This window comes from Bradyrhizobium sp. CCBAU 11357 (assembly GCF_028128865.1).
GTDB lineage: Bacteria > Pseudomonadota > Alphaproteobacteria > Rhizobiales > Xanthobacteraceae > Bradyrhizobium.
The window spans coordinates 103,233-128,151 of sequence record NZ_LBJW01000110.1 but is presented as its reverse complement, the minus strand read 5'-3'; the positions used below and the strand labels follow the sequence as shown (position 1 = coordinate 128,151).

At 65.0% G+C, this 24,919-nt stretch carries 23 protein-coding genes and 1 tRNA gene; 13 read left to right on the top strand and 11 right to left on the bottom strand.

Annotated elements, in window-relative coordinates; all coding sequences use genetic code 11:
- Nucleotides 1-378: 378 nt before the first annotated feature.
- The gene (locus tag XI05_RS30735; RefSeq protein WP_271508832.1) at nucleotides 379-1,578 is read left to right on the top strand and encodes a GGDEF domain-containing protein; all 1,200 of its coding nucleotides are present in this window, start codon (nucleotides 379-381) and stop codon (nucleotides 1,576-1,578) included.
- Between the two features lie 34 nt (nucleotides 1,579-1,612).
- Nucleotides 1,613-2,236 carry a peptidoglycan recognition protein family protein gene (locus XI05_RS30730; RefSeq protein WP_271508829.1) on the top strand — a complete coding sequence of 208 codons (624 nt, stop codon included), beginning with the start codon at nucleotides 1,613-1,615 and terminating at the stop codon, nucleotides 2,234-2,236.
- Nucleotides 2,237-2,358: 122 nt separating this feature from the next.
- On the opposite strand, the gene rpoH is transcribed toward XI05_RS30730, so the two are convergent.
- Entirely contained in the window at nucleotides 2,359-3,258 is a 900-nt protein-coding gene (gene rpoH, locus XI05_RS30725; RefSeq protein WP_172789022.1) for an RNA polymerase sigma factor RpoH, read from the bottom strand.
- 218 nt (nucleotides 3,259-3,476) lie between these two features.
- On the bottom strand, nucleotides 3,477-4,484 hold the full coding sequence (locus XI05_RS30720) for an RluA family pseudouridine synthase (RefSeq protein WP_271508825.1): 1,008 nt from the start codon (nucleotides 4,482-4,484) through the stop codon (nucleotides 3,477-3,479).
- Between XI05_RS30720 and XI05_RS30715 the strand changes: the two genes are divergently transcribed.
- Nucleotides 4,483-4,827 carry a hypothetical protein gene (locus XI05_RS30715; RefSeq protein ID WP_271508820.1) on the top strand — a complete coding sequence of 115 codons (345 nt, stop codon included), beginning with the start codon at nucleotides 4,483-4,485 and terminating at the stop codon, nucleotides 4,825-4,827. The two genes, XI05_RS30720 and XI05_RS30715, sit on opposite strands and share 2 nt — an antisense overlap.
- 57 nt (nucleotides 4,828-4,884) lie before the next feature.
- Nucleotides 4,885-4,959, top strand: a tRNA-Glu gene (locus tag XI05_RS30710).
- A 163-nt stretch (nucleotides 4,960-5,122) separates the two neighbouring features.
- Here the strand turns inward: XI05_RS30710 and XI05_RS30705 are convergent.
- Both XI05_RS30705 and XI05_RS30700 read right to left on the bottom strand, forming a co-directional pair.
- The gene (locus XI05_RS30705; RefSeq protein ID WP_260382230.1) at nucleotides 5,123-5,542 is read right to left on the bottom strand and encodes a CBS domain-containing protein; all 420 of its coding nucleotides are present in this window, start codon (nucleotides 5,540-5,542) and stop codon (nucleotides 5,123-5,125) included.
- Between the two features lie 184 nt (nucleotides 5,543-5,726).
- Entirely contained in the window at nucleotides 5,727-6,197 is a 471-nt protein-coding gene (locus tag XI05_RS30700; protein ID WP_271508817.1) for an aminoacyl-tRNA deacylase, read from the bottom strand.
- A 438-nt stretch (nucleotides 6,198-6,635) separates the two neighbouring features.
- Between XI05_RS30700 and XI05_RS30695 the strand changes: the two genes are divergently transcribed.
- Nucleotides 6,636-8,453: a DEAD/DEAH box helicase gene (locus tag XI05_RS30695; RefSeq protein WP_271508816.1), complete on the top strand. Its 1,818-nt coding sequence runs from the start codon at nucleotides 6,636-6,638 to the stop codon at nucleotides 8,451-8,453.
- 22 nt (nucleotides 8,454-8,475) lie between these two features.
- On the opposite strand, the gene XI05_RS30690 is transcribed toward XI05_RS30695, so the two are convergent.
- The 4 genes from XI05_RS30690 to XI05_RS39840 all read right to left on the bottom strand — a co-directional run bounded on the left by XI05_RS30690 (nucleotide 8,476) and on the right by XI05_RS39840 (nucleotide 10,630).
- Nucleotides 8,476-9,459 (bottom strand): alpha/beta hydrolase, encoded by a 984-nt coding sequence (locus XI05_RS30690; protein ID WP_271508814.1) that lies wholly within the window; start codon nucleotides 9,457-9,459, stop codon nucleotides 8,476-8,478.
- A gap of 192 nt (nucleotides 9,460-9,651) precedes the next feature.
- Entirely contained in the window at nucleotides 9,652-10,083 is a 432-nt protein-coding gene (locus tag XI05_RS30685) for a hypothetical protein (RefSeq protein ID WP_271509376.1), read from the bottom strand.
- 34 nt (nucleotides 10,084-10,117) lie between these two features.
- The gene (locus tag XI05_RS30680) at nucleotides 10,118-10,414 is read right to left on the bottom strand and encodes a HigA family addiction module antitoxin (RefSeq protein WP_271508812.1); all 297 of its coding nucleotides are present in this window, start codon (nucleotides 10,412-10,414) and stop codon (nucleotides 10,118-10,120) included.
- A 39-nt stretch (nucleotides 10,415-10,453) separates the two neighbouring features.
- A complete protein-coding gene (locus tag XI05_RS39840; RefSeq protein ID WP_442869335.1) occupies nucleotides 10,454-10,630 on the bottom strand; it encodes a type II toxin-antitoxin system RelE/ParE family toxin in 177 nt (58 codons plus the stop codon).
- Between the two features lie 523 nt (nucleotides 10,631-11,153).
- On the opposite strand from XI05_RS39840, the gene XI05_RS30670 reads away from it, so the two are divergent.
- From XI05_RS30670 to XI05_RS30660, 3 genes are all read left to right on the top strand, one after another.
- Nucleotides 11,154-12,644, top strand: a complete 1,491-nt coding sequence (locus XI05_RS30670) for an amidohydrolase family protein (protein WP_246571975.1) — start codon at nucleotides 11,154-11,156, stop codon at nucleotides 12,642-12,644.
- 3 nt (nucleotides 12,645-12,647) lie between these two features.
- Nucleotides 12,648-13,577 carry a CobW family GTP-binding protein gene (locus XI05_RS30665; RefSeq protein ID WP_271508808.1) on the top strand — a complete coding sequence of 310 codons (930 nt, stop codon included), beginning with the start codon at nucleotides 12,648-12,650 and terminating at the stop codon, nucleotides 13,575-13,577.
- A gap of 77 nt (nucleotides 13,578-13,654) precedes the next feature.
- Nucleotides 13,655-14,521, top strand: coding sequence for an urea carboxylase-associated family protein (locus XI05_RS30660; RefSeq protein WP_271508805.1), 867 nt, complete (start codon nucleotides 13,655-13,657; stop codon nucleotides 14,519-14,521).
- 37 nt (nucleotides 14,522-14,558) lie between these two features.
- Here XI05_RS30660 and XI05_RS30655 read toward each other — a convergent pair whose 3' ends face one another.
- The gene (locus tag XI05_RS30655) at nucleotides 14,559-14,936 is read right to left on the bottom strand and encodes a tautomerase family protein (protein WP_271508803.1); all 378 of its coding nucleotides are present in this window, start codon (nucleotides 14,934-14,936) and stop codon (nucleotides 14,559-14,561) included.
- Nucleotides 14,937-15,091: 155 nt separating this feature from the next.
- On the opposite strand from XI05_RS30655, the gene XI05_RS30650 reads away from it, so the two are divergent.
- On the top strand, nucleotides 15,092-15,688 hold the full coding sequence (locus tag XI05_RS30650) for a TetR/AcrR family transcriptional regulator (RefSeq protein WP_271508799.1): 597 nt from the start codon (nucleotides 15,092-15,094) through the stop codon (nucleotides 15,686-15,688).
- 3 nt (nucleotides 15,689-15,691) lie between these two features.
- Here XI05_RS30650 and XI05_RS30645 read toward each other — a convergent pair whose 3' ends face one another.
- Nucleotides 15,692-16,168, bottom strand: coding sequence for a hypothetical protein (locus XI05_RS30645; protein ID WP_271508796.1), 477 nt, complete (start codon nucleotides 16,166-16,168; stop codon nucleotides 15,692-15,694).
- 14 nt (nucleotides 16,169-16,182) lie between these two features.
- Nucleotides 16,183-16,683, bottom strand: a complete 501-nt coding sequence (locus tag XI05_RS30640) for a hypothetical protein (RefSeq protein ID WP_271508793.1) — start codon at nucleotides 16,681-16,683, stop codon at nucleotides 16,183-16,185.
- Nucleotides 16,684-16,971: 288 nt separating this feature from the next.
- On the opposite strand from XI05_RS30640, the gene XI05_RS30635 reads away from it, so the two are divergent.
- The 4 genes from XI05_RS30635 (at nucleotide 16,972) to XI05_RS30620 (ending at nucleotide 24,909) form a co-directional block, all read left to right on the top strand.
- On the top strand, nucleotides 16,972-18,654 hold the full coding sequence (locus XI05_RS30635; RefSeq protein WP_271508791.1) for a methyl-accepting chemotaxis protein: 1,683 nt from the start codon (nucleotides 16,972-16,974) through the stop codon (nucleotides 18,652-18,654).
- A 160-nt stretch (nucleotides 18,655-18,814) separates the two neighbouring features.
- Nucleotides 18,815-20,542: an AMP-binding protein gene (locus XI05_RS30630; protein WP_271508788.1), complete on the top strand. Its 1,728-nt coding sequence runs from the start codon at nucleotides 18,815-18,817 to the stop codon at nucleotides 20,540-20,542.
- A gap of 8 nt (nucleotides 20,543-20,550) precedes the next feature.
- Nucleotides 20,551-23,856, top strand: a complete 3,306-nt coding sequence (locus XI05_RS30625; RefSeq protein WP_271508785.1) for an acetyl-CoA carboxylase family protein — start codon at nucleotides 20,551-20,553, stop codon at nucleotides 23,854-23,856.
- Nucleotides 23,857-23,994: 138 nt separating this feature from the next.
- Nucleotides 23,995-24,909 (top strand): 2-dehydro-3-deoxygalactonokinase, encoded by a 915-nt coding sequence (locus XI05_RS30620; RefSeq protein ID WP_271508782.1) that lies wholly within the window; start codon nucleotides 23,995-23,997, stop codon nucleotides 24,907-24,909.
- Nucleotides 24,910-24,919: the final 10 nt, after the last annotated feature.

Here is a 24,919-nt window from a genome sequence, read left to right as displayed (position 1 = left end):
AACGCGACACGAGGGATGCTCGGCGGAGGGCCAGCCTCGCAACATCCTCGACGACAAACTCAGCAGATTCGCAGCCGGCTGCCCCGCGTCGTCACATCCGTGTCATCCTGTTATCCACAGCTCAGATGCATTTTCGGGTGATTTTTGGTCGCGAATCCGCCTCACGTGCCAGCACGGCCATCGGCGGCGACAGCCTTAACGATCCGACAATGGCGCGTGTCGTTCATGAATCCAAAACCAAGGGCGCGTTTTCGCAGGTCGCAGTGAGACTCCATTAAGCGCAACCGTCGCATTGTCGTCCGCAAGAAAACGGGGATGGGTCATGGACGGACGGCTGCCGGGAGCGGGGGGCGGGACGCTGCGCGTGCTGTACGCGCCATGCTGAACGTACCGACATTGTGGACGGTCTTCGTCGTCAACTTCCTGGCGCTCGGCGTGATCTGGGCCTACGTGACGCGTTCCTATCCGAATTTCGCGGCTGCGCGGTTCTGGATGGCATCGGCCTTCGTCGGTGCGGCCGGCGCGATGACCGCCTTGATCCGTCTGTTCGTCGTCTCTCCCCTGCCGCTGCTGCTCGGCGCTGGCGGCGTCATCGCTGCGAGCTGCCTCGCCGCCATGGGCATTCAGCGCTTCTACGATCGGCCGGTCTCGTGGCGCCTGATGACCGCGACGGGGTGCTTGAGCCTCGTCGGCGTCGTGGTCTTCATGGTCGGCTTCGAGCACATGCAGCTGCGCATGCTGAGCTACACGTTCGGTCAGGCCCTGCCGCTGGTGCTGGCGCTGCGTCTGTTGTTGTCGCCGGAAGGCCGCGTCAGTCCGGGCGCCAAGCTGTCCGGCATCGTCATCCTCAGCATCATCGCGATTCTGCTCGTGCGCACCGTGGGCAATCTGCTCGGCTACGATCTCTCGGCGCGCGCCGGCGGCCAGGCCCATGCCATCATGGTGCTCGGGCTGCTGTTCCTGTCGATGACCCTCAATTTCGGCTTCCTGCTGATGGCGATGGACAGCTTGCGGGGCGAGGTCGCCGACCTCGCGCTGCTCGACGATCTCACCGGCGTCGCCAACCGGCGGCATCTGCTGCAGCGCCTGACCGAGGAATGCGCACGGTCGGAGCGCAGCGGCGAGCCGTTCTCGCTGCTGGTGATCGATCTCGACGGCTTCAAGACCATCAACGACACCCATGGCCATGCCGCCGGCGATGCCTGCCTGAAGCACTTCACCCTGATGGCGCAGACCCGCCTGCGACCGGGCGACATGCTCGCCCGCACCGGCGGCGACGAGTTCTGCGTCGTGCTGCCGTCCTCGTCCCTGCGCGAGGCTGCCGCGATCGCCCGCCGCGTGCTCGAGGTCTGCCGTCAGGACGCCGCGAGCTGCAGCGGCCGCGACATTCCGATCGCGATCTCGATCGGGGTTGCGGAGTGGGATCGCGGCATCGGCGCATTCCCCGACCGGCTGATGGCCAATGCCGACCACGCGCTCTATGCCGCCAAGAAGAACGGCAAGAACGATTTTGCGGTCTATGACCCCGCCCCGCCGCTTGCGCCCGAGTCTGTCGGGACGGTGAGGACATTCGCGTAAAGCCTGTTAGGCTCGGCGTCGCATGGGGCCCTGCATGATGATGTTTCGCCTGTTCGCGGCCGTCCTGGCCGCTCTCCTTCCGATCGCCGCCGCTGCTGCGGACGTCGAGCTCGCCAGGCTCGCGCGCGCCTCCGGCACGCCCGAGATCCCCGGCCTGAAGATCGTCTGGCTGGCGCCGTGGGGCGAGGTCCACAACGCAAGACCCTGGCGCAACATCATCGTGCACCAGACCGAGGGACCTGCGGGCTCCGCCCGCGGCGGCGCGCAGGCCCAGGCGAAGAACCCGACGCGGCGCGGCGTTACGGTCTGGGTCGAGACCGACGGCACCGTCTATTGGGCGGTCGCCGAGACCCTCGTGCCGACCCACGGCGACGGCGCCAACCGCAACGACAACAAGTACATCGACAACCGGCCGACCTATCGCCAGGTCGTGCGCGACAACTCGATCGGCGTCGAGTTCGCCGGCAATTATCCCGACGTGACGGCGGGGCCGACCGAGGCGCAGGTCGCGGCGTGGAAGATCCTCGTTCGGGTGCTGCGCGCGCGCTACGACATCCCGCCCGAGCGCGTCTATGCGCACAACTGGATCGACTACAAGGACGCCCGCTATTGCGAAGGCTGCATCCTCGCGACGATGGCAAGGGAATGGGGGGAATAGACGGCGAGCCCGCACACACCGCTATCGGGTGCAGCTCCCATCACAGCAACAAAAAAGCCGGCGTTGCCGCCGGCTTTCTGTCTCTTTCGATCCGCCAATCTCTTCCCGCCGAACCGCCGCGCTTAATGCGCGGCTTCCAGCGCGGCCTGTTCGGCCTTTGCGATCGTGCCCTTGACCGCGGACTGCACCTTCTCGAAGGCGCGAACCTCGATCTGGCGGACGCGCTCGCGCGACACGCCGAACTCGGCAGCAAGGTCTTCCAGCGTCATCGGCTCATCGGCGAGGCGGCGGGCCTCGAAGATGCGGCGTTCGCGCGGGTTGAGCACGCCCATGGCGCCGTTCAGCGCGTCACGGCGGTGATCATATTCCTCGTGCTCCGCCATCATGGCTTCCTGGTTGGGCGTGTTGTCGACCAGCCAGTCCTGCCATTCGCCGGCTTCGCCGTCGTCGCGGATCGGTGCGTTGAGCGACGCGTCGCCGCCGAGGCGGCGGTTCATGTCGATCACGTCCTGATCGGTGACGCCGAGGCGCTTGGCGATCACCTTGACCTGGTCGGGGCGGAGATCGCCTTCGTCCAGTGCGTTGATCTTGCTCTTCGCCTTGCGCAGGTTGAAGAACAGCTTCTTCTGGTTCGCGGTGGTGCCCATCTTCACGAGCGACCACGAACGCAGGATGTACTCTTGAATCGACGCCTTGATCCACCACATGGCGTAGGTGGCGAGACGGAATCCCTTCTCGGGTTCGAAACGCTTCACCGCCTGCATCAGGCCGACATTGCCTTCCGAGACGACCTCGGAGATCGGCAGGCCGTAGCCGCGATAGCCCATGGCGATCTTGGCCACGAGGCGGAGATGGCTGGTGACGAGTTGGTGCGCCGCGTCGCGATCGTCATGCTCGCGCCAACGCTTGGCGAGCATGTACTCCTCCTGCGGTTCCAGCATCGGGAACTTGCGGATCTCGGCGAGGTAGCGGGAAAGGCCGGATTCTCCATTGAGGACCGGCAAAGCAGCGGTACGGGCCATAGTGCGCCCTCCAAAAGGTTCAGGCCCCCGATAGCGGCGGGCCAGGCAGACGACCGCTGTGTTAAAGCCGGCCGTAGCTGCGATGTTCCGCGTTGGTGATTTCAACGCAGGCGCAATATACCCCATCGGGGGTCAAAAAGGGAAGGATTGCTGACGTCACGTCCCCGTGTGGCGGCTATAACTTTTTGTAATGTAAAGGCTTTCTGAAGCGGCCTGCGTCATAGCGCCGCTTTGAGGGTGCGTTCGAGGAGAAGCAAATCCTCCGGCAAAGGCGCCTCCCAGTGCAGTAATTCTCCCGTTCTCGGGTGCTCCAATACCAGCAGGTAAGCGTGTAAGGCCTGCCGCCCCAGCGCCGCCAAAGCTGCCCGCGACTCGGGGCCGAGCTGGTTGGCCTTGGTCTTGAAATGCGGGCCATAGACGGCATCGCCCATCAGCGGGTGGCCGATATGGGCGAGATGGACGCGGATCTGGTGGGTGCGGCCGGTCTCGAGCTCGCAGGCGAGCAGGGCGGCGACGCCCTTGCCGTCGCGCCCATGAAAGCTCTCCAGGATTTCCCAATGCGTCACCGCCTCGCGGCCGCCCTGGCGCACTGCCATCTTCTCCCGCGCATGCGGATGCCGGTCGATCGGCGCCTCGACGGTGCCGCGGTGGCGGTTCGGCGCTCCCCAGGCAAACGCCATGTAGCCGCGCCGCATCGCGCCGGTGCGGCCGTGGTCGGCGAACTGGGCCGACAGCGAGGCATGGGCGAGGTCGTTCTTGGCGACGACCATCAGCCCCGTCGTGTCCTTGTCCAGCCGGTGCACGATGCCGGGCCGGCGCACCCCGCCGATGCCCGACAGCGAGGCGCCGCAATGGGCGATCAGCGCGTTCACCAAGGTGCCGGTCTCGTGGCCGGCCGCGGGGTGGACGACGAGGCCCTTGGGCTTGTTGATGACGATGATGTCGTCGTCCTCGAACACGATATCGAGGGCGATATCCTCCCCCTTGGGCTCGGCGGGCGCGGCCTCCGGCACGTCGATTATGATCGTATCGCCGGATGCGACGTGATAAGCGGGGTCGCGGACCGCGGAGGCCTTCAGGTGCACTGCGCCCGCCAGGATCAGGGCTTTCAGCCTCGATCGCGACAGCTCCGGCAGGCGCGCCGCCAGCACGCGGTCGAGCCGGGGCGAGCCCTCGGAGCCGGCGACGACAACCTCCAACCTTTGCGCTGACCCAGAGCTTTCCATGACGACGTCTGATACCGCTGTTCCCGAACCGACCCCCGAGCAGGCCGTGCTGTTCGCGCGGGTGCGGCGGATGATGCTGATCGCGGGGTTGACCACGGCGCTGGCGATCTGCGCCGTGCTGATCGCGGTGGGCTACCGCCTTTTCAAGTCCGAGGGAAGAGCGGCCGAGCCGGTGGGCGATGTCACCGCAACCCTGCCGAAGGGCGCCAAAATCGTCTCGATCGGGGTCGCCGGCGACCGCCTCGTGGTCACGCTGGATCTCGGCGGAATCATCGAGATCCGCACCTTCGACGCCCGCACATTGAAGCCGGCCGGACGGCTGAAATTCGCCAATGAGCCGTAAAAGGCCCGTCGGGGTCCTTGCGGCGGACAAATTTCGAGGCTATTGGCTAGCCCTCACGCTCCCTTCGTCTAGCGGTTAGGACGCGGCCCTCTCAAGGCTGAAACAGGGGTTCGATTCCCCTAGGGAGCGCCAAATTCTCGATATCCCAGCGCAAAACGCAAAATAGGCCATATCGCGACGTTGCTTCTGCGCCGCGCGATGGTTGCATGAGCGCATGACTCGGGCTCCCCTTGCCGCCTGTTCGGGAGCGGGGGATCGCGAGAGGAGCCCTGGCCCTACGTTCCTGGCCGCAAGTTCAGTGATGCGCCGAAATGCTCCTGACGGTCTCGGTCAGCATGTCACCCGATGAGGAATGGCTGACGTCACCCAGGCTGATGATGCCGACCATCCGCTTGCTCTTGTTGATCACCGGCAGCCTGCGGACCTGCAGCTTCTCCATGTGATGCATCGCCTTGGCGAGGTCATCGTCCTCGCGGCAGCAATGGATGCCCTCGGTCATCACGTCACGTGCCTTCGCGCGGCCGGCATCGAAGCTGTGGCTCGCGAGTCCTTTGCAGACGATGTCGCGGTCGGTCACCATTCCGACCAGCTTGTCATCCTCGCCGATCGGAATGCAGCCGATGTCATGCGCCCGCATCAGTTTGGCAATCTCGGTGATTGGCGTGTCGGGGCTGACCCAGTCGACACCCTTGTGCATCACGTCTTTGACTTTCATGGCGAGCCTCCGTTGGTGGGTATCAAGTGCGTTGATGCAATGCAGCGGCACCCCCAATCTTCCGAACTCCGACCAGACAGGCGCAGACACTCTCGCGGCCACCTGCTGAACAGTATGACGGCGACCTCGCGGCCAGAGTTCCCGCCCAGGATCGCAACGGCAATGGGCGGTCTCCAAAAGATCCTCAGTCATGCGCGCTGAAGCGCCCATGCGGTGCGTTGGCCATCAGGCGCGCAAACTGCGCGTGACCCATATGGAGCAGCGTCTCATGATCGCCGGCTTCCATATAGATGTCCGGCTGTGCCTCGATGCTGTCGTCGACGATGGTTTCCAATCCGTAGCATTTGCCGACGGCGGGAACCGCACCGTGTGCACAGTCGCTGAACAGCCGATTGACCTCGGTTTCATTGGCCATGTGGACATTGTCGCCGAGGCTTGTCCTCAGGTCCGCGAGGCGGAGATGATGCGATGCGGGCAAGATCGCCAGCATGTATCCGCCGTCGCGCCGCAACACGATGCCCTTGGCGAGGCGGTCGCCGGAGATATGGCATGCCTCGGCCGTTCGAGCGGACGTCATGCTGAGTTCGTGCGGGATCACCTCGTACTGGATGTTCTCAGCGGCGAGGTATTTCTGGAGCGTGGGAGCAATGGCCATGGCATCACCTCCGATGCGGAATGCAAACCATCCATCGTGAGGTCGATCCTGCAGTCTCTCGCCATACGATGGGCGGCTGCCTGACTAGAGACCCAACATAGGTCTTCCATCCGCAAGCTGCAATTCATCATGGTTGACCAACTTCATGGCGAGATGGTCAGCCAATCGTACTGTCCAGCGGTGAGAGTATGGTGATGCCGCACTGCGCTTCCTCCTTCGAACCGGCGCCGGCTGCGCTCCGTTTGGTGACATCAGGCATCATCGAAGTTATATAATAATTTCAATGACATAAGCGTTTGCAATGTTGTTCTGAAGGCGCGCCATCCAATCCTAAGCCATTGAAAACCCGCACACTCTAGGCAACCATGTGAGCCTGGAGAGACGCCTTGTTGCATGTAGCTCACAAGGTGGTCCGCTAATGGTGCTCGCGGTCGTGACATGGCAATCCTGATCCCGAGTCTCGGCTTCGCGCGCTTCGACAGTCGTGGGGAGCTACGACTGGCGGAACGACTGAAGGACTTCCTCGAAGAGAACGCCGTCGTTTGGCACAACCTGCCTGTCGGGCCTCGCAACCGGCATCCGGATTTCATCATCATTCATCCCGCGAACGGCCTGCTCGTGCTCGAGGTGAAGGACTGGCGCCTGGAGACGATCGTCTCAGCGGACAAGACGAAGGTCGAGCTGCTGACAAGTCGTGGTGAGGTGCGGGAAAGCAATCCGCTGGAGCAGGCTCGTAAGTATACGTTCGAGGTCGTGCGCACGCTGGAGCGCGACGGCCAATTGTTGTTTCCGCGGGGGCATCGCCTCGCGGGCCGGTCCATCGTTCCGTTCGGCTTCGGGGCCGTGTTCACCAACATCACGCGCAAGCAGTTCGACCAGACCGATCTCAAGGAGGTGTTCTCCGAGCATCTCTGCCTGTTCAAGGACGAGATGACGGAGGGCGCGGACCCCGAGGAATTCCGGTCGAGATTATGGCGCATGGTTCATCCGCGTCTCGAAGAGCCGCTGTCCATGCCGCAATTCGACCGCCTGCGCGCGCTGCTGTTTCCGGAAATTCGGATACGACAGATTGCCCTGCCTTTGGACGATGCGCCTCGCGCCGATTCTTCGGACCGGACGCTTGCGGTCATGGACCTGCATCAGGAGCAGTTCGCGCGCAGCCTGGGCGAGGGGCATCGCATCATTCGCGGCGTCGCCGGATCGGGCAAGACCCTGATCCTCGCTTTTCGCGCCGAGTATCTGGCGCGAGCGGCGGCGAAGCCGGTGCTCATCCTGTGTTACGCCAACGGCATTGCCGGCCGGCTCGAGGATGCCATGCAGAGCAGGGGCGTCGAGGACCGCGTTCAGGTTCTCACCTTCCACTCGTGGTGCTACCGGATGCTGCGGACTTACGGGATTCCCGCCCCATCCGAGCGAGACTATCCAGACTACGCAGAGCGCCTGGCTGCGAGCGTTTCAGAGGTCGTGAAGGCGGTCGATCAAGGCCATATCCCGGCGGAGCAGTACGACGCCGTCCTGATCGACGAGGCACACGACTTCGAGCCGCAATGGCTCGCGCTTGCGGCCAAGATGGTGAACCCGCGCACCAAGGCGCTGATGGTCGTCTACGACGATATCCAGGCCATCTATAAGGGGCGCGAGCGCCCGGTCTGGAGCCAGCTCGGCATTGAAGCCAAAGGCAGAACGACCGTCTTGAAGGTCAACTATCGCAACACCGCCCAAATCGTTGCCTTCGCAAGACGGTTCGCCGCGGATGTCATCGGCGCTCCCGGCATCACGGCCGACGACGAGCACGCCATCCTGCTGCCGGAAGATGCGGGCCGGCAGGGATTGGAGCCGGACGTACGGCGGTGCGTGAGCATCGACGCAGAAGCTCACTGCGTCGCCGAGTGGTTTCTCGACCGCAAAAAAGCCGGCTACGAGTGGTCGCAGATGGCGTGTCTCTACCCGGAGCACTGGATCGGCGGGCGGGTCGCGCAGATTCTCGCCAGGCATGGCGTGCCGATCGACATGGCCAAGGACAATCGCAACAGGGTTTCGGTCAAGCGGGTGGCCGTGCGGTTCTTGAGCATGCACAGCGCGAAAGGGCTGGAGTTTCCCTGCGTCGCCATTGGCGGCTTGGGCCTGCTCGGCCGCCACGGCGAGACCGTCGAGGAATGTGTCCGCCTGACCTATGTCGGGGTGACCCGGGCAACTCACGAGGCGCTCCTGACGTATTCGAGCGAATCGGCATTGGTGCAGCGGCTGATCGCTTAGAAGAATGCGTGCAGGCGCTGTTTCACGCCGTCGTGCCGTCGATCGAGCGGCGGATCACCTTCTGCACTTCCGTATTCGACAGGAACAGATCGTGGTTGATGATGCCCCAGCCTTCCTGGGAGGCATCGACCACGCGCACACCGAGCCCCGCGATGGCGGCCTTCTCGGCCGCGCCGACGCGGGTCATGCCGCCTGCGAGCTGCCCCGACAGTGCCAGTGCACGATCGTTGGTCGAGGCGATCACCGTGATCTTGCCGGCGAGCGGACCGATGCGCTGGATCGCCGACGAGAACACGTCCATGTCGATGTCGGGCGCAGCAAACACCACCGCGCCGATCTTGCTCGTCACCGTGTCGCCGTATCGCCCATGGAGCTGGCGCAGGCTTTCGAGCGTCAGCATGGTTCCCATGCTGTGCGCGACGATGTGCACGCGGCCGCCGCCTGGCGCCGACACCAGCGCAGAGAGCACGCGCTCGAAATTGTCGCGCGACCACATCGCGCTGTCGCGGTCATAGGCATAGTCGAACAGTCCTGCCTTGGAAGGCCAGGAGAACGCCATGGTCCGGCCGCGGAACTTGATCCCATCGGAAAGATGGGCCGCATCCAGCACCGCCGTCTCGAATGTCTGCTTGAAGCCGTGCACATAGATCAGCACGTCTCCTCCGCCGGCCTGCGCAGCGAGATCGCCGGCGTCAGTCGGCACCGGCTCGATCCGGTCAAGACGCCAATCCTCGAGTCCAACCGAGGCGAGGGAAAGTCGGCTCTCGTCCGGCGCCGCCAGCTTCGCCCGCGCGACCGTCATGCTCGTCGCACGCTCCGGCCCGAACCAGGGTTTCGCGCGGGCACCGTTAACGGGCTTGCGCGTGGTGACGACAAGCAACGTGGGGTCAGCGGACAGTGACGATGCGTCAAAGCGCGCCCCGGTCGCACCGAGCCCGGCGCATCCGCCGAGCGCGAGCGCACTCCCTGCCGGCAGGAGTCCGCCGAGAAACGCGCGGCGCGACATGGAATGTGAGTTTCGTTGCAGAAGACGTCGGACGATCACACGGAACCTCAGGGAACTTTGCCCACCGTAACGCCGCCCCGCCTAGCTCCCTGAAGGAGAATGGGGGCGAGAAGACGGCAGAACAGCTTTCCGGTCGGTTCAAGTCATGCTGTTTGCACGAACGCCAAGTCGTTTGGCAAGTCAGTTGCCAGGTCAGTTCGTGATTTCGATCGAATGGAGCGCGCACCACGCGCCTATCGCGCGCTTTGTCGCCTCGTTCTCGAAGGCGTGCCAGCGGTCGATCGCGCCTCGTCTGGCGAGCAGCGACTTGAACTTCGGATAAGCGCCCCGTTTGCTGAAGAAATAGCGAACGTCATCGAAATCATCAGGCAGGAACTCGCGGGCAAAATCGAGCACCAGCGGCTTGCCCAGGCCGAGCTCGCGCTTGTCCGGGAGCGGGATGTATTTTGTCGGATCGTCGATGTCGTCAGGCAGTTCGTCGCTGAAATCTTCTGAATCCAGGCCCTCGGTTTGGTGGTAGATCTGTCCGGTCTGTTTGCACACGAAGGCGCGAAACTCCGCCCCGCCGCCGTCGGTGTTGGCGAACTCGAAGGCCGTGTAAATGTCGTCGAACTTCACGGGCATCGGGCTTGGCGTGATCTCATCGTGGCTGCAGCATTCAAACTGGTTCGTAAGACGGGATCTTCCTGATTTGGGGTGCAAGCTCGTCTTCGGCCGTTTCGAGGTCGAAGCGCGTCTGAATGTTCATCCAAAACGCGGCGCCTGTCTTGAAGAATTTTCCGAGTCGCAGAGCAGTATCGGCCGTGACGGGCTTTTCCTCGCGCGCAATGCGCTCGATCCGGGTGCGCGGCACGTTCAAAGCCGCCGCGACCGCGTAGGGCGTCAGCTTCAGCGGTACGAGAAATTCCTCGCGCAGGATTTCGCCGGGATGAATCGGCGGAAGTTTCCTTGCCATCTGCGAACTCCTTCTATTGGCTACAATCCTACTGCCGAACTAGTGATAGTCCATGATCTCGACCTCTTCCGGGCCTGCGTCCGTCCATCTGAATACGATCCTCCATTGATCGTTGATGCGGATCGAGTGCTTGCCTGCCAAGTCGCCCTTGAGGGCTTCGAGGCGATTACCGGGAGGCGATCTGAGGGTTTCGATAAAATCCGCGGCGTCCACCATGACGAGCTTTCGGCGCGCGATCTTTGCGAGGTCTGCCGGAAAGCCCTTCGGTATCGACCGGCCCTGAAGAATCGGCTCGGCGAATTTTCCCCTGAAGCTCCTGATCATCGTTATACGTATCTCGTCGAGATACGTATTTCAAGACCTCCGTATCTCGCTGAGATACCAACTCCGGGCCTATAGCAGCGCAGGGGTCCTATCGGTATCCAATCGGTGCCAGCCGGCGCCCGGTCTTCCCTGCGTCCTTTCTTCTCTGAGGGTGTGAAGCGGAGCATAGCTCGGGCAAATCCTGCCGCGAGGATGCGAGCGTATGCCGATTGGACCCGCGGATTGACGCAGCGGCATTGTTGCGCTCCGGTCCCGATACACCTCCTGCGTTCACCGGCCTCGCTTGCAAGCATGCTGCATCGGCATCAGTGGTGGTGGTCGTTCTCACCAGAATATGCACTATGCGCGCCGACGCGCCTCCGAAGCTGCTGCCGGGCCTTTGGAGATTTGGCAATTTGCTTTTCGGAGTGACGAGATGAGTGGTTTGGTGATCTCTGGCGGCCGGGTGGTGGATCCCGCGAGCGGGATGGACGCCGTCGGTGATGTGGCGGTGGTGGACGGCAAGGTCGCCGCCATGGGCACGGGTCTCGGCGGCGCCGAGCGGGTGATCGACGCCACAGGCCTCGTGGTTGCGCCCGGCTTCATCGACCTGCACGCCCACGGCCAGTCGATCCCGGCCGACCGCATGCAGGCCTTCGACGGTGTCACGACGACGCTCGATCTCGAGGCCGGCGTGCTGCCGGTCGCGTCCTGGTATGAGCGCCAGGCGCGGAAGGGCCGCGTGCTGAACTACGGCGCGGCCACCAACTGGGCCTTCGCCCGCATCGGCGCGATGACGGGGTCCAACGCGGAGAGCTCGCTGGAGGCGTTCGGCAACGCCATGCGCGATCGCCGCTGGATGGACAACGTCGCGACCGATGCGGAGGTCGCAGGCATTCTCGAACGTCTCGGGCGCGGCCTCAACGAGGGCGGCATCGGCATCGGCATTCTCAACGCCTATGCGCCCGGCGCCGGCGTGCAGGAACTGACCGCGGTGTGTCAGCTCGCGGCGGCCAAGGACGTGCCGACCTTCACCCATGTCGCCTTCATGTCGCGCATCGATCCCGAGAGCGCGGTGGAAGCCTATATCCGCCTGATCGGCTATGCCGGCGCCACCGGCGCGCACATGCACATCTGCCATTTCAACTCGTCGAGCAAGACCGACATCGAGCGCTGCCGCGTGCTGATCGAAAAGGCGCAGGCGCAAGGACTGCCGATTACGGTCGAGGCCTATCCTTACGGCACCGGCTCGACCGTGCTGGCCGCCGCCTTCTTCAGCGATCCCAAATTCGTCGAGCGCAACGGCACTGGCTACGATTCCGTGCAGCGCGTCACCGACGGCTACCGCTTCCACGACCGCGAGGAGCTCTTGAAGGCGCAGGCCGAAGAGCCGTCCTCGCTGGTGCTCTGGCACATCCTCGACACCGAGAACAATGCGCATCACCGCGACCTGCTCGACATGTCGGTGCTGTATCCCGGCGGTGCCATCGCCTCCGACGCGATGCCGTGGACGCTGTCCGACGGCTCGACATATACCGGCGACGCCTGGCCGCTTCCGGATGATGCCACCTCGCATCCGCGCTCGGCGGGCTGCTTCACGAAGTTCATCCGCGAATGGGTGCGCGAGCGCAAGGCGGTGTCGTTGCTGGAAGGCGTTCGCAAATGCGCGCTGATCCCGGCCGAGATCCTGTCGCAGAGCACGCCGGCGATGCGCGCCAAGGGCCGGCTTACGAAGGACGCGGATGCCGACATCGTCGTGTTCGACTATGAGAAGCTCTCTGACCGCGCGACCTTCACGGCGATGAATCGCCCGTCGGAAGGCGTGCGGCACCTGATCGTCAGCGGTCAGCCGTTGATCAGCGACGGCATCCTCGATGTGACGGCGCGGCCGGGAAGACCGGTGCGGCGCCCCGTCGTGGAGAGCTGAGCCATGCCGGTCCCGGTTCTCCTGGTGACGGGTTTCCTCGGGGCCGGCAAGACCACCGTCGTGAACCATCTGCTGGCGCATGCGGACGGGCGGCGCATCGCCGCCGTCGTCAACGATTTCGGCGCCATCAACATCGATGCGGAGCTGATCGCGGGCGCGAGCGACGGCGTGGTCAGCCTCGCCAATGGCTGCATCTGCTGCTCGCTCGAGGGCGATCTGCTGCGCACGCTCGCGACGCTGCTGCGCCGTGATCCCAAGCCCGACTATATCGTCATCGAAACCAGCGGCGTCGCCGATCCCGCCGACATCGTGCGCAACCTGATGGACCCGGTGATCCTGCGCGAGGCGCCGCTGGAGACGGTGCTCTGCGTGATCGACGCGGGAACACCGCCATCGGCCCTGGACGACGCGCTGCTGCGGTCGCAATTGCGCGTCGCCGATATCGTGGCGCTCAGCAAGCTCGATCTTGCGGATGCGGGCGCCAGCGTCCGGATGCGCGAAGCCATCCGCGCCCAGCGGGTCCCCGCCGTGGTGGTCGACGCACACCATGGCGAGATTCCGCCCGCGCTGCTATTTCCCGCCGGCGCCGACCGCGCTCCGGCGCCGCGCGAGGTGGGACCGAAACGGCCCGCGGAAGAGCGCTTCGAGACGCTGAGCTGGATCTCGGACAAGCCGGTCTCGCTGCCGCGCTTGCAGCAGGCCATCAGCCGCCTCGCGCCGAAGCTGGCGCGCGCCAAAGGCCTGTTCGAGACGGTCGAGCAGCCCGGCCGCATGATGGTGTTTCAGTTCGCCGCCGGCCGCGCCACGCTCGCGCCAGGCGAGGCGCCGCCGCAAGGCGTGCCGCGGACACGGATCGTCTTCATCGCCGAGCTCGGCGTGCTCTCGAAGGCCGAGATTGACGGGATCATGGAGGGGTGTGTTGCGGGCGGCTGAGGCAAGGCGGTAGGGTCAACCGCTTCCGCCGGGAGGCACCGCCCCCTTCTCTTGCTGCGTCGATCCGAGACCGAACAATGCCAAATATCCCACCCGCCCCCGCCGATGCCGCCTCGCGCCGTGCCGCCAAACCGGCCATCGTCTATCCGGCCGGGACGATGCCCGGGCCGGATATGGCCACGCTCGAAGCTGCCCGCCGTGCGATGATCAAGACGCACGAGCTCATCGTGCCGCCACGCGATGCCCGTGCTTTTCGCGTGGCGCGCGGCCAGTTCTTCCGCATAGTCAGCATCGAAGGTCCTCAGGTCGGCGACCTCAATCTCTGGAACGCCCACAATCTCTCCGAGCGCTTCTTCAGCGGCAAGACGCGGGCGCTCCATGGCACGCATGTCGGCATCGGTGACCGGCTCTGGAGCAATATGCCCTATCTTCGGCCGATGGCGACCATCAGTCACGACACGCTCGGCTGGTACGGCTTCGACGCGGACGGCGCCGGCATTCACGATGTGATCGGCACGCGCTGCGATCCCTATACGAATCTCCTGCTGAACGGCAAGGCTTACGATTTTTGCTGTCACTCCAACTTGTCCCGCGCCCTCGCCACCGAATTGAAGGCAGATCCGGCCGCAGTGGAGCATCATGTCCACGACGTGCTCAACGTCTTCATGTGCACCGGCTTCACCAAGGACACGCACCAGTATTTCATGAAGGCAAGTCCGGTCCGCCCCGGCGACTTCATCGAGTTTTTCGCGGAGATCGACCTGCTCGGCGCGTTGTCGGCCTGTCCGGGCGGAGACTGCAGCGCAACCCATTCCAGCGACGCCGCGGCATGCCATCCGCTCAAGATCGAAATCTTCGAGCCGGATCGAACGACCCTGAAGGGCTGGACCTGGCCCTCGCCGAGTGCTTATCACCGTCACCACGGGATGCATGCGGGAAGCTGAATCTCAGTCCTCGACCGGTAGTCCGTCGCCGTGCGCATCATGCGAATTGCGCGATGCCGTGTCCCACCGACCAGTTCTCCTTGGGGGCGTCGAGCACGTTCACGAACACGTCCTCGGGCCGGATGCCCGGGCTCTCGCCGAGCAACTCGGCGATCCGCCGGTACAGCGCCTTTTTCTGCTCGGGGGTGCGCGAGGCGAACACAGTGATCTGGATCAGCACGGCGTCCTCGCTGCGCGTGACGCCGTAGGCATTGCCGCAGCGGAAGTTCGCAGGCGAAAGCTCGCTGATGGTCATGAACTCGTCGCCCTCGGGCACGTTCAGCGCCTCGCGCACGGCGCGATAGAGACTGTCGAGGATGGCCTGGCGGTAGTCGTCCGGCTTTCCGGCACGCATCGAGATGTGGAGGAGAGGCATCGTACGTCCCTTTGCATGCGGGCCTGATCTGCCAGGCACATGGTCCGCGCCGGCCGTCGGCTTGACGAAACGGGATATCAATCCCAATTTGTTTTTGACACGATGTCGAGAAAGCATGTTCTTGACGGAGTGTCAAATATTTTGAGGAGCAACATTTGAGGCCGCGCGAGTTCGACCATGACGAAGTGCTGCGCATCGCGTTCGACCAGTTCTGGCGCAAGGGCGTGCGCGGCACCTCGCTATCGGACATCGCGCGCGACGCCGGTGTGCAGCGCGGCAGCCTCTACAATGCGTTCGGCAGCAAGGAAGCGCTGTTCCTGCAGGCCTATGAGCGCTACGCGGGGGACTATCTGCTCGCCCTGCAAAAAGCGCTCGGGACGGGGTCTTTGCGCAAACGCCTCACCGCGTTCTTCGACCTCACCATCACCAATTTCCGTGCCGGCTCGCCGCCGCGGGGATGCCCGACCACGCGCGGCCTGATGGAGCTCGGCGCGGCGGAAGGCGAAGGGTTGGACGAAGAGGCGCGCCAGGCCTTTGCGAGCCTCGTTTCCCGCATCACCGCGCTGGTTCAGGACACCTTGTCGGCGGGCGCCAAGCGTGGCGAGTTCAAGGGCAATCCGGCGGCCGCAGCGCTGCACATCGTCACGGTGACGCGCGGCCTCGCCGTGCTCGAGCGTGCCTTCGACGATGAGCCCCAATTGCGCAAGATCGCCGCGCACGCGATCGATCTCGTGCTCGAGAAGGGAGGTTAGGTGTCAGCTGCAGGCCAGCGCCAGCGCGTTGATCGCCCGCGTTGTCGCATCCTCTTTCCCGGAGCCGACGAATTGGCAGACCACCGACCCGAGCTCGCCCGGCTGCTTGCGGCGCGCGACTGCCAGCAGGCGCATCAATTCCGCCTCGTCCTTGGAAAGCCGTCTGCAGGACGGCGGCATGAAGCACAGCTCGCAGGCCCGGCCGCTGTGCAGGATCCTGACGAGCGCTGCCGCGCGCGCAACCAGCAGCGGGCTGTCGGCAATGCCGGGAGCGTCCTCGGCAAAGCGATAGGCCGCTTCCCAGCAATCCGATGCGCCGGTCGCGTAGGCCGCTCCGATGAAGCGGAACAGCGCCAGCGCGACGCGGGAAAAATCATCGTAGCTGTCGATGCTCGGCCGGGTCGCCAGCGCGGCTTGAAGCGGACAGAGCAGCGGCTCGACCGCGTCCGGCTCCGGCGCAGAATCGCAAATGGCCCGCATCGTGAGTGATCTCGTCAATGCAACGTCGCGCTGCCGACGAGCCAGCTCTTCATCGTCATCATCCGGTCATGCTCGAAAGGCTGCACGTGCCGGTCGGGCAGGATGAGGCCGGCCATGCGGAAGATCGTTGCAAGCCCCCGAACCGGCGCGAGTGCCCAATCGGCGCCGACCGGCGGCAGCCAGCGCTCGAACTGCTCGCGCGCGACATCGACGCGATCCTGCTGGGCCGCGGCAATCGCGCGCAGGACTCCGTGCTCGCTGTCGGACATGCGCGGACAGGTGGGGCAGTGCACTTCGATCGCCGTATGCGCGGTGCAGGCAAAGATCTCGATGATGGATTCCAGCGACAGCACGGCATCGCCGACGCGGAAATGGTCGTACACCTGCTTGATATCGGCCGCCGTGGGGACGGCGCTTCCGCTGCGGGCCTTCGCGCGAAATCCCCAGATGAAGAGCCGCTCCGCCGCGCTCAGCGCAGGAAGGTCGAGGAGCCCAGTGTCTGTCGATCGATGCATTGTGCCTCTCGCCTCTGGCTGCGCTCGCGCCAGCGCTGGCGCGGATGATCTGCGCCGATCGTTCTGCCAGAGAGCTCTCCAAGTCAACGCGCGGAGAGGCGATGTCGAGGTGTTCTAGTTTGGAAGAATTCGTATCTCGGACGCGGTCGGTCGCTCGCCCCGCAGCGATGAGCAGCGGGGCCGACCGCCCCCGCACAATTGCGGATGCCGGAACCCGAATGCTTAAGGCTTTGCTAAGGGGCGCGGGATAAACTGGCATATCAGCCTTTCCAATTCCTGTGAGCACCGATGATTTTCTCCCGCATCAGTTTCAAGCTGGTCCTGATTGTCGGCATCAGCCTCCTCGGCATGATCGCGCTGGCGCCGGTCGCGCTCTCGACCCTGCGCACGCAGATGGTCGCCGACCGCCAGGCCAAGACCCAGCACATGGTCGACGTCGGCTTCGGCATCCTGGCGCACTACCAGAAGCTCGAGAGCGAAGGAAAACTCTCGCGCGAGCAGGCGCAGGCCGGCGCCATGGCCGAGATCAAGAGCCTGCGCTACGACAGGGTCGAGTATTTCTGGATCAACGACATGACCCCCAGGATGGTCATGCACCCGATCAAGCCCGAGCTCGACGGCAAGGATCTCTCCGGGATGAAGGATCCCGCCGGCAATGCGCTGTTCATGGGCTTCGTCGACGTCGTCACCAAGCACGGTGCGGGCTTCTACGGCTATCTCTGGCCGAAGCCCGGCTTCGATCAGCCGGTCGGGAAAATCTCCTATGTGAAGGGCTTTGCGCCCTGGGGCTGGATCATCGGCACCGGCATCTATCTCGACGACGTCGACGCCGCCTTCCGCCAGAACGCGATGACCTTCGCCTATATTTGTCTCGCGGTGCTGGTCGTGGTGCTCGGCGCCTCGTTCCTGATCGGCCGCAGCGTCACCCGGCCGCTGGCCCGTATCACCGCGCTGACCGAGCGCCTCGCCGGCGGCGACAGCGCCTTCGACGTGCCCTACACCGACCGCCGCGACGAGGTCGGCGGCCTCGCCAAGGCGCTCGCCGTGTTCAAGGACAACGCATCGGCCGTGAGCCGGATGCATGCCGAGCAGCAGGAGCTGAAACAGAAAGCCGACGACGAGAAGCGCACGACGATGGCCGATCTCGCCGGCAAGTTCGAGGCGAGCGTCCAGGCCGTCGTCCGCGACGTCTTCGACGAGGCGCGCGCGATGCAGCAGGCCGCGCAGGGCATGTCGGAAACCGCGAACAAGGCGAGCGATCGTGCCAGCTTCGTCGCCACCGCGTGCCAGCAGGCCTCGAGCAACGTGCAGACGGTGGCCTCCGCCGCCGGCGAATTGTCGGCCTCGATCGCCGAGATCAGCCAGCGCGTGGCACAGGCCGCGACAGTGGCCGACAAGGCCGCCGCCGACGGCCAGCGCACCAACGACACCGTGCAGGGCCTTGCCGCCGCCGCGCACAAGATCGGGGAGGTCATCGACCTCATCAACCAGATCGCCTCGCAGACCAATCTGCTCGCGCTCAACGCCACCATCGAGGCGGCTCGCGCGGGCGAGGCCGGTAAGGGCTTTGCGGTGGTCGCGAGCGAGGTGAAGTCGCTGGCGAGCCAGACCGCGAAGGCGACCGACGAGATCGGCGCGCAGATCACCGCGATCCAGGCCGAGACCAATCAGGTCGTCGGCAACATCGAGAGCATCCGCGCCACCATCATGGAGGTCAACGAGATCTCCTCGTCGATCGCCGCGGCGGTCGAGGAGCAGGGCGCCGCGACGAAGGCGATCGCGCACAGCGTGCAGGAGGCGGCCTCCGGCACCGACCAGGTCTCGCACAACATCTCCGGTGTCACCGATGCGACCGCCGAGACCGGCCAGGCCGCCGGCCTCGTGCTGCAATCGAGCGGCCGGCTGACGCAGAAGCTGCAATCGCTGCAGGACGAGGTCAGCGCCTTCGTTGCGGGCGTGCGGGCGGCGTAGCTGAAGCGCTGCAGGTGATCTTTTTCCGCGTCGCGGCATCGGCCGTGATGCGGAGACTGTTTTCCTTGACATGAAGTCTGCCGTGCTCGACGTGTAACGACGTCGACTGGCGGCACGTGCGTGCCGTCCCGAAAAGAAAAGCAACACGGGAAGGAACGTCATGAACACGGGCCTCGACGAGAAGGACTACCTCGCCACCTTGCGCGGCCTGTGGGACAAGGCCTGGCCGACGGGCCTGCCGCGCTCGCCGAACTATCTGCATGGCGAAGTTCCCCTGACGGAATATCTGCGCGCCTGGGCGAAGCGGAGTCCGGAGCGGCCCGCCGTGATCTTCTACGGCCATGTGACCACTTATGCCGATCTCGACCGGCAGAGCGATCGCTTTGCGGCGCTGTTGCAGGCGAAGGGCGTGCGCAAAGGCGATCGCGTCGCGGTCTTCCTGCCGAACTGCCCGCAATTCCACGTCGTGTTCTTCGGTATCCTGAAGCTTGGCGCGGTCCACGTTCCCATCAGCCCGCTGTCGCGCGCGTTCGAGCTGTCCTACCAGCTCAACGACACCCAGGCCGATGTGATCGTGGCGCTCGACCAGCTGATCCCTGTCGTCGAGCAGGTGAAGAGCGAGGTGCGGTTGCGCGAGATCATCGTCACCAGCTTTGCCGATGTCGTGCCGGCGGCGCCTGCGTTTCCCGCGCCGGACTCGATCCGCACGCCGCGCGTCGCGATCGCTGGCGCGACTGATCTCCTGCCGGCGCTTGCGGCAATGCCCGCACCGACGCCGCTGCCGCTGCCGCCGCCTCACCTCGATGATGTCGCCGCGCTCAATTACACCGGCGGCACCACCGGCATGCCGAAGGGCTGCGTCCATACCCATCGCGACATGGTCTACACGGCCGCTGCCAATTACGGCATCTCGCTTCCCTCGGACGAGAGCAGCGTGTTCCTGTCGTTCTTTCCGGAGTTCTGGATTGCGGGCGAGAATTCCGGCCTGATCTTTCCACTGTTCTCTGGCGGCACGCTGGTTCTGCTCGCGCGCTGGGACGCCGTCGGTGCGATGGCGGCGATCGACAAGTACAAAGTCACGATCACGGCGATGCCGGTCGACAGCGCGGTCGAGATGATGGACCATCCGCGCTGGAGCGAGTTCGACCTGTCGTCGCTGAAGCAGGTGCGCGTGGTCTCCTTCGTCAAGAAGCTCAATGCCGGCTATCGTAGGCGCTGGAAGGATCTCACCGGCACGATCCTGATGGAGGCGGCCTGGGGCATGACCGAGACGCACACGTCCAACACTTTCACCGCTGGCTTCCAGGACGGGGATTTCGACCTCAACAGCCAGCCGATCTTCGTCGGCCTGCCGGTGCCCGGCGCCGAGTTCAAGATCACCGATTTCGAGACCGGCGCGCTGCTGCCTCTCGGGTCAGAAGGCGAGATCCGCGTGCGCACGCCGTCGCTGCTCAAGAGCTACTGGAACAAGCCGGAGGCGACGGCGGAGTCGCTGGTCGACGGCTGGTTGCGCACCGGCGATATCGGCACCATCGACAAGGACGGTTTTCTGCACTTCCTCGGCCGGCGCAAGGAGATGCTGAAAGTAAAGGGTATGAGCGTGTTTCCGCCGGAGATCGAGGCGCTACTGGGTCAGCATCCGAAGGTGCTGGGCTCGGGCGTGGTCGGCCGCGACGATCCGGACAAGGGCCAGGTGCCGGTCGCCTATATCCAGCTCAAGCCCGAAGCGATCGGCACGGTCTCGGAACAGGAATTGCGCGCCTGGTGCGCCGAGCGCATGGCCGTCTACAAGGTTCCGGAAGTCCGCATTATCGATGCGCTGCCCCTGACGGCGACGGGCAAGGTCAAAAAGCAGGACCTCAATCCAAATCCTCCTGCCGTCCAGTGAGAGATACGATGTCGTTCAAGAAGCTCCTGATCGCCAATCGCGGCGAGATCGCCATCCGCATCGCCCGTGCGGCGGCCGATGCCGGTATTGCGACGGTCGCGATCCATCCCGCCGACGATGCGCTGTCGCTGCACGTGCGCGTCGCGGACGAGGCGATCGAGATCCCCGGCCGCGGCGCGCGGGCCTATCTCGACATCGAGGCCGTGGTGAAGGCGGCGAAGAGCACGGCGTGCGATGCCGTGCATCCCGGCTATGGCTTCCTCAGCGAGAACGCGGCATTCGCGAAGGCCTGCGCCGATGTCGGCATCACCTTCGTCGGGCCGAAACCGGCCGCGCTCGAACTGTTCGGCGACAAGGTCGCGGCACGTCAGCTGGCGAAACGCTGCGGCGTGCCGGTCATTGCCGGCACCAGCGGGCCGTCGAGCCTCGAGGAGATCACCGCGTTCTTCGCTTCGCTCGGCAGCAGCGCTGCGATCGTGATCAAGGCGATGGCCGGCGGCGGCGGCCGCGGCATGCGCGTGGTGGAGAACGCGTCCGATCTTGCGGAAGCCTATGCGCGCTGCCAGTCCGAGGCCAAGGCCGCGTTCGGCTTCGACGGCGTCTATGCCGAGCGGCTGATCCGGCAGGCACGCCACATCGAGGTCCAGATCATCGGCGACAGCCATGGTGCGATCTCCCATCTCTGGGAGCGCGAATGCACCATCCAGCGCCGGCACCAGAAGCTGATCGAGGTGGCGCCGAGCCCGTCATTGAGCGATGCCCTGCGCGGCCGCATCATCGAAGCGGCAAAGCAGCTGGCAGGTGCGGCGTCTTACGACAATCTCGGCACGTTCGAGTTTCTGGTCGACGGCACCGCGGAGGACAGCTTCGCCTTCATCGAGGCCAATCCGCGGCTCCAGGTCGAGCACACCGTCACGGAAGAGGTGCTCGGGGTCGATCTTGTCCGCGCCCAGCTAGCGGTCGCCGCAGGCAGCACGCTGGCTTCGCTGGGTCTTGCGCAAGCATCCATTCCGAAGCCGCGCGGCTATGCCATGCAGCTTCGCGTCAACATGGAAACGCTGGACGAAACCGGCGCCACGCATCCGACCGGCGGCGTGCTCGCCGTGTTCGAGCCGCCGTCGGGACCCGGCGTCCGTGTCGATAGCTTCGGCTATGCCGGCTACAAGACCAGCGCCGCTTTCGACTCGCTGCTGGCCAAGGTGATCGTGCACACGCCCGGCGAGGCCTGGCATGACGTGGTCGCGAAAGCTTCGCGTGCGCTACGCGAGTTCCGGATCGACGGCGTCGTCACCAACATTGCGTTCCTTCAGGCGGTGCTCGCGCATCCCGATTTCAGGACCAACCGCATCGCGACCGATTTCATCGACCGCAACATTGCCAAGCTCGTGGAAGCATCGGACGGCGCCGCCAAGCCGCTCTATTTCGCAGCAGCCGAGCGCAGCGGTGGCCACAGCGCGGAGGTGCACGTCGCGCAAGCCGTGCCCGAAGGCACGGTGATGGTCGCGGCGCCCCTGCAAGGCACCATCGTCACCATCCAGGTGAAGGAAGGCGAGATCGTCCGCCCGGGCCAGCAGCTCGCCGTGATCGAGTCCATGAAGATGGAGCATCTGGTGATGGCCGAGCAGGGCGGCCGGGTGACAAAACTCGTCGCCGGCGACGGGGTCACGCTGCTGCATGGCGAGCCGATCCTCTATCTCGAGCCGCTCGACGTCGCCGCCGACAGCACGACGGCGGAAGCCGATGTCGATCTCGATCACATCCGCCCCGACCTCGCCGAGCTGATCGCCCGCCAGGCCAACACGCTCGACGAGAACCGCCCCGCTGCGGTCGAGCGCCGTCGCAACACCAACCAGCGCACGGCGCGCGAGAACGTCGCCCAGCTGGTCGATGACGGCTCGTTCATGGAGTACGGCAGCCTCGCGATTGCGGCGCAGCGCCGTCGGCGCAAGCTCGACGATCTCATCAAGAACACGCCGGCCGACGGCCTCGTCATGGGCGTCGCCACGGTCAATGTCGAGAAGTTCGGGCCAGAAGGCGCGCGTTGCATCGTCGTCGCCTATGACTACACCGTGCTCGCGGGCACGCAGGGCCACATGAACCACAAGAAGATCGACCGCATGCTGAGCCTCGCGGAAGACTGGCGCGTGCCGCTGGTGTTCTATGCCGAAGGCGGTGGCGGCCGGCCCGGCGATACCGACCGGCTCGGCATGACCGGCCTCGACGGTCCGTCCTTCGTGCAGTTCGCACGGCTCTCGGGCCTCGTCCCAGTGGTCGGTGTCGTTTCCGGCTATTGCTTTGCCGGCAATGCCGCGATGCTCGGCTGCTGCGACGTCATCATTGCGACCAAGAACGCCTCGATCGGCATGGGCGGCCCGGCGATGATCGAGGGCGGCGGCCTCGGTGTCTATCATCCGGCCGAAGTCGGCCCTGCATCGTTCCAGTCGCCGAACGGCGTCATCGACATCCTGGTCGAGGATGAGGAGGAGGCGACATCTGTCGCGCAGAAATACCTGTCCTATTTCCAGGGCGCGGTGACGCAGTGGGAGGCCGCCGACCAGCGCCTGCTCCGCCGCGCCATTCCCGAGAATCGCCTGCGCGTCTATGACATCCGCAGCGTCATCGATCTCGTCGCGGACAAAGACAGTGTGCTGGAGCTGCGCCGCGACTACGGCGTCGGCATGATCACGGCGCTGATCCGCATCGAGGGCAAGCCGTTCGGCCTGATCGCCAACAATCCGCGCCATCTCGGCGGCGCTATCGATGCCGATGCCGGCGACAAGGCTGCGCGTTTCCTCCAGCTCTGCGACGCCTTCGATCTGCCGGTTGTCTCGCTATGCGACACGCCCGGCTTCATGGTCGGCCCGGAGGCGGAGAAGACCGCAATCGTGCGCCACGTCTCCCGCATGTTCGTGACCGGTGCCAGCCTCACCGTGCCGCTGTTCGGCATCGTGCTGCGCAAGGGCTACGGTCTCGGCGCGCAATCGATGATCGGCGGCGGCTTCCACGCCTCGTTCTTCACGGCGGCCTGGCCGACCGGCGAGTTCGGCGGCATGGGCCTCGAAGGCTATGTCCGCCTCGGCTTCCGCAAGGAGATGGAGGCGATCGCCGATCCCGAGGAGCGCGAGACCTATTACCGCAACAAGGTCGCCGAGCTCTATGCCAACGGCAAGGCGGTCTCGATCGCCTCCGTGTTCGAGATCGACAACGTCATCGACCCCGCCGAAACGCGGCGCTGGATCATGGCCGGTCTGCGCACGGTGCCGAAGCCCGAGCCGAGGACGGCGAAGAAGCGGCCTTGCATCGACACGTGGTGAGGGTCTCGCGCCCCAGTACCTGCGAGAAAACGCTGGTTTGCGGCAGCAATAGCCGGTATCCCGGGGCAGATTTGCGCATCGCCGTCTCATCGTCCTCGAGACGGCGTCTTGCCGGTGAGACGAAGGATACGCGTTGCGATGACCGAACCCGCTTATGTCGCGGTGGATTGGGGCACCAGCAGCTTCCGGCTCTGGCTGGTCGATCGCGCTGGCCAGGTGTTGGCCGAGCGCCGCAGCGGCGAGGGCTTGCTGGCGGCGGCGAAGACCGGCTTTCCCGCCGTGCTGCAAGCGCATCTGGCCGCGGTCGAGGCGCCGGATCATCTGCCGGTTCTGGTCTGCGGCATGGCCGGCGCAAAGTCCGGCTGGGTCGAGGCCGGCTATGTCGACACGCCGGCACGGCTCCTGGCCGTCCTGAAACAGGCCGTGCGCGTCCCCGGCGAAGCGCGCGACATCCGCATCCTGCCGGGCATCGCCCAGCGCGACGCCAAGGCGCCGGACGTCATGCGCGGCGAGGAGACGCAATTGCTCGGCGCACTCGGCCTCGATGCCGCGGGCGAGGCGCTGGTCTGCATGCCCGGCACGCATTCGAAATGGGTTCGCGTGAAGGACGGCACGGTCGAACGGTTTTCCACCTTCATGACCGGCGAGCTGTTCAGCGCTGTCTCGCGCGAGACCATCCTGTCGCTCGCAGTCGCCGGCGCTGATGACGCCGACGATATTGCGAGCTTCAAGGCGGCCGTGAAGGCCGCGTTCGACGCCCCGGCCTTCGCCGCCAACCTGCTGTTCACGGCGCGCTCGCGCCAGCTGCTGTTCGGCGGCACGCCCGCCGCGGCGCGCGAGACGCTGTCGGGCACGTTGATCGGTGCCGAGCTGGCAGCGGGGCTTTCCGGTGCAGTACCGAAAGAAGGTGTCACGCTGATTGCCTCGGGCCGGCTTGCAATGCTGTATCGGCTGGCTTTCGAGGCGTTGTCGATAACCGCCAAGCCGGTCGATGCGGATGAAGCCGTCCGTCGCGGTCTGTCGATGGCGGCTGCCGCGATCTGGACGAAGTAGAAGGACTGCG

Coding starts and splice junctions, on each gene's coding strand:
- XI05_RS30735 (WP_271508832.1), top strand. CDS start 379: ATGCTGAACGTACCGACATTGTGGACGGTCTTCGTCGTCAACTTCCTG.
- XI05_RS30730 (WP_271508829.1), top strand. CDS start 1,613: ATGATGATGTTTCGCCTGTTCGCGGCCGTCCTGGCCGCTCTCCTTCCG.
- rpoH (WP_172789022.1), bottom strand. CDS start 3,258: ATGGCCCGTACCGCTGCTTTGCCGGTCCTCAATGGAGAATCCGGCCTT.
- XI05_RS30715 (WP_271508820.1), top strand. CDS start 4,483: ATGACGACGTCTGATACCGCTGTTCCCGAACCGACCCCCGAGCAGGCC.
- XI05_RS30720 (WP_271508825.1), bottom strand. CDS start 4,484: ATGGAAAGCTCTGGGTCAGCGCAAAGGTTGGAGGTTGTCGTCGCCGGC.
- XI05_RS30705 (WP_260382230.1), bottom strand. CDS start 5,542: ATGAAAGTCAAAGACGTGATGCACAAGGGTGTCGACTGGGTCAGCCCC.
- XI05_RS30700 (WP_271508817.1), bottom strand. CDS start 6,197: ATGGCCATTGCTCCCACGCTCCAGAAATACCTCGCCGCTGAGAACATC.
- XI05_RS30695 (WP_271508816.1), top strand. CDS start 6,636: ATGGCAATCCTGATCCCGAGTCTCGGCTTCGCGCGCTTCGACAGTCGT.
- XI05_RS30690 (WP_271508814.1), bottom strand. CDS start 9,459: ATGTCGCGCCGCGCGTTTCTCGGCGGACTCCTGCCGGCAGGGAGTGCG.
- XI05_RS30685 (WP_271509376.1), bottom strand. CDS start 10,083: ATGCCCGTGAAGTTCGACGACATTTACACGGCCTTCGAGTTCGCCAAC.
- XI05_RS30680 (WP_271508812.1), bottom strand. CDS start 10,414: ATGGCAAGGAAACTTCCGCCGATTCATCCCGGCGAAATCCTGCGCGAG.
- XI05_RS39840 (WP_442869335.1), bottom strand. CDS start 10,630: ATGGTGGACGCCGCGGATTTTATCGAAACCCTCAGATCGCCTCCCGGT.
- XI05_RS30670 (WP_246571975.1), top strand. CDS start 11,154: ATGAGTGGTTTGGTGATCTCTGGCGGCCGGGTGGTGGATCCCGCGAGC.
- XI05_RS30665 (WP_271508808.1), top strand. CDS start 12,648: ATGCCGGTCCCGGTTCTCCTGGTGACGGGTTTCCTCGGGGCCGGCAAG.
- XI05_RS30660 (WP_271508805.1), top strand. CDS start 13,655: ATGCCAAATATCCCACCCGCCCCCGCCGATGCCGCCTCGCGCCGTGCC.
- XI05_RS30655 (WP_271508803.1), bottom strand. CDS start 14,936: ATGCCTCTCCTCCACATCTCGATGCGTGCCGGAAAGCCGGACGACTAC.
- XI05_RS30645 (WP_271508796.1), bottom strand. CDS start 16,168: ATGCGGGCCATTTGCGATTCTGCGCCGGAGCCGGACGCGGTCGAGCCG.
- XI05_RS30640 (WP_271508793.1), bottom strand. CDS start 16,683: ATGCATCGATCGACAGACACTGGGCTCCTCGACCTTCCTGCGCTGAGC.
- XI05_RS30635 (WP_271508791.1), top strand. CDS start 16,972: ATGATTTTCTCCCGCATCAGTTTCAAGCTGGTCCTGATTGTCGGCATC.
- XI05_RS30630 (WP_271508788.1), top strand. CDS start 18,815: ATGAACACGGGCCTCGACGAGAAGGACTACCTCGCCACCTTGCGCGGC.
- XI05_RS30625 (WP_271508785.1), top strand. CDS start 20,551: ATGTCGTTCAAGAAGCTCCTGATCGCCAATCGCGGCGAGATCGCCATC.
- XI05_RS30620 (WP_271508782.1), top strand. CDS start 23,995: ATGACCGAACCCGCTTATGTCGCGGTGGATTGGGGCACCAGCAGCTTC.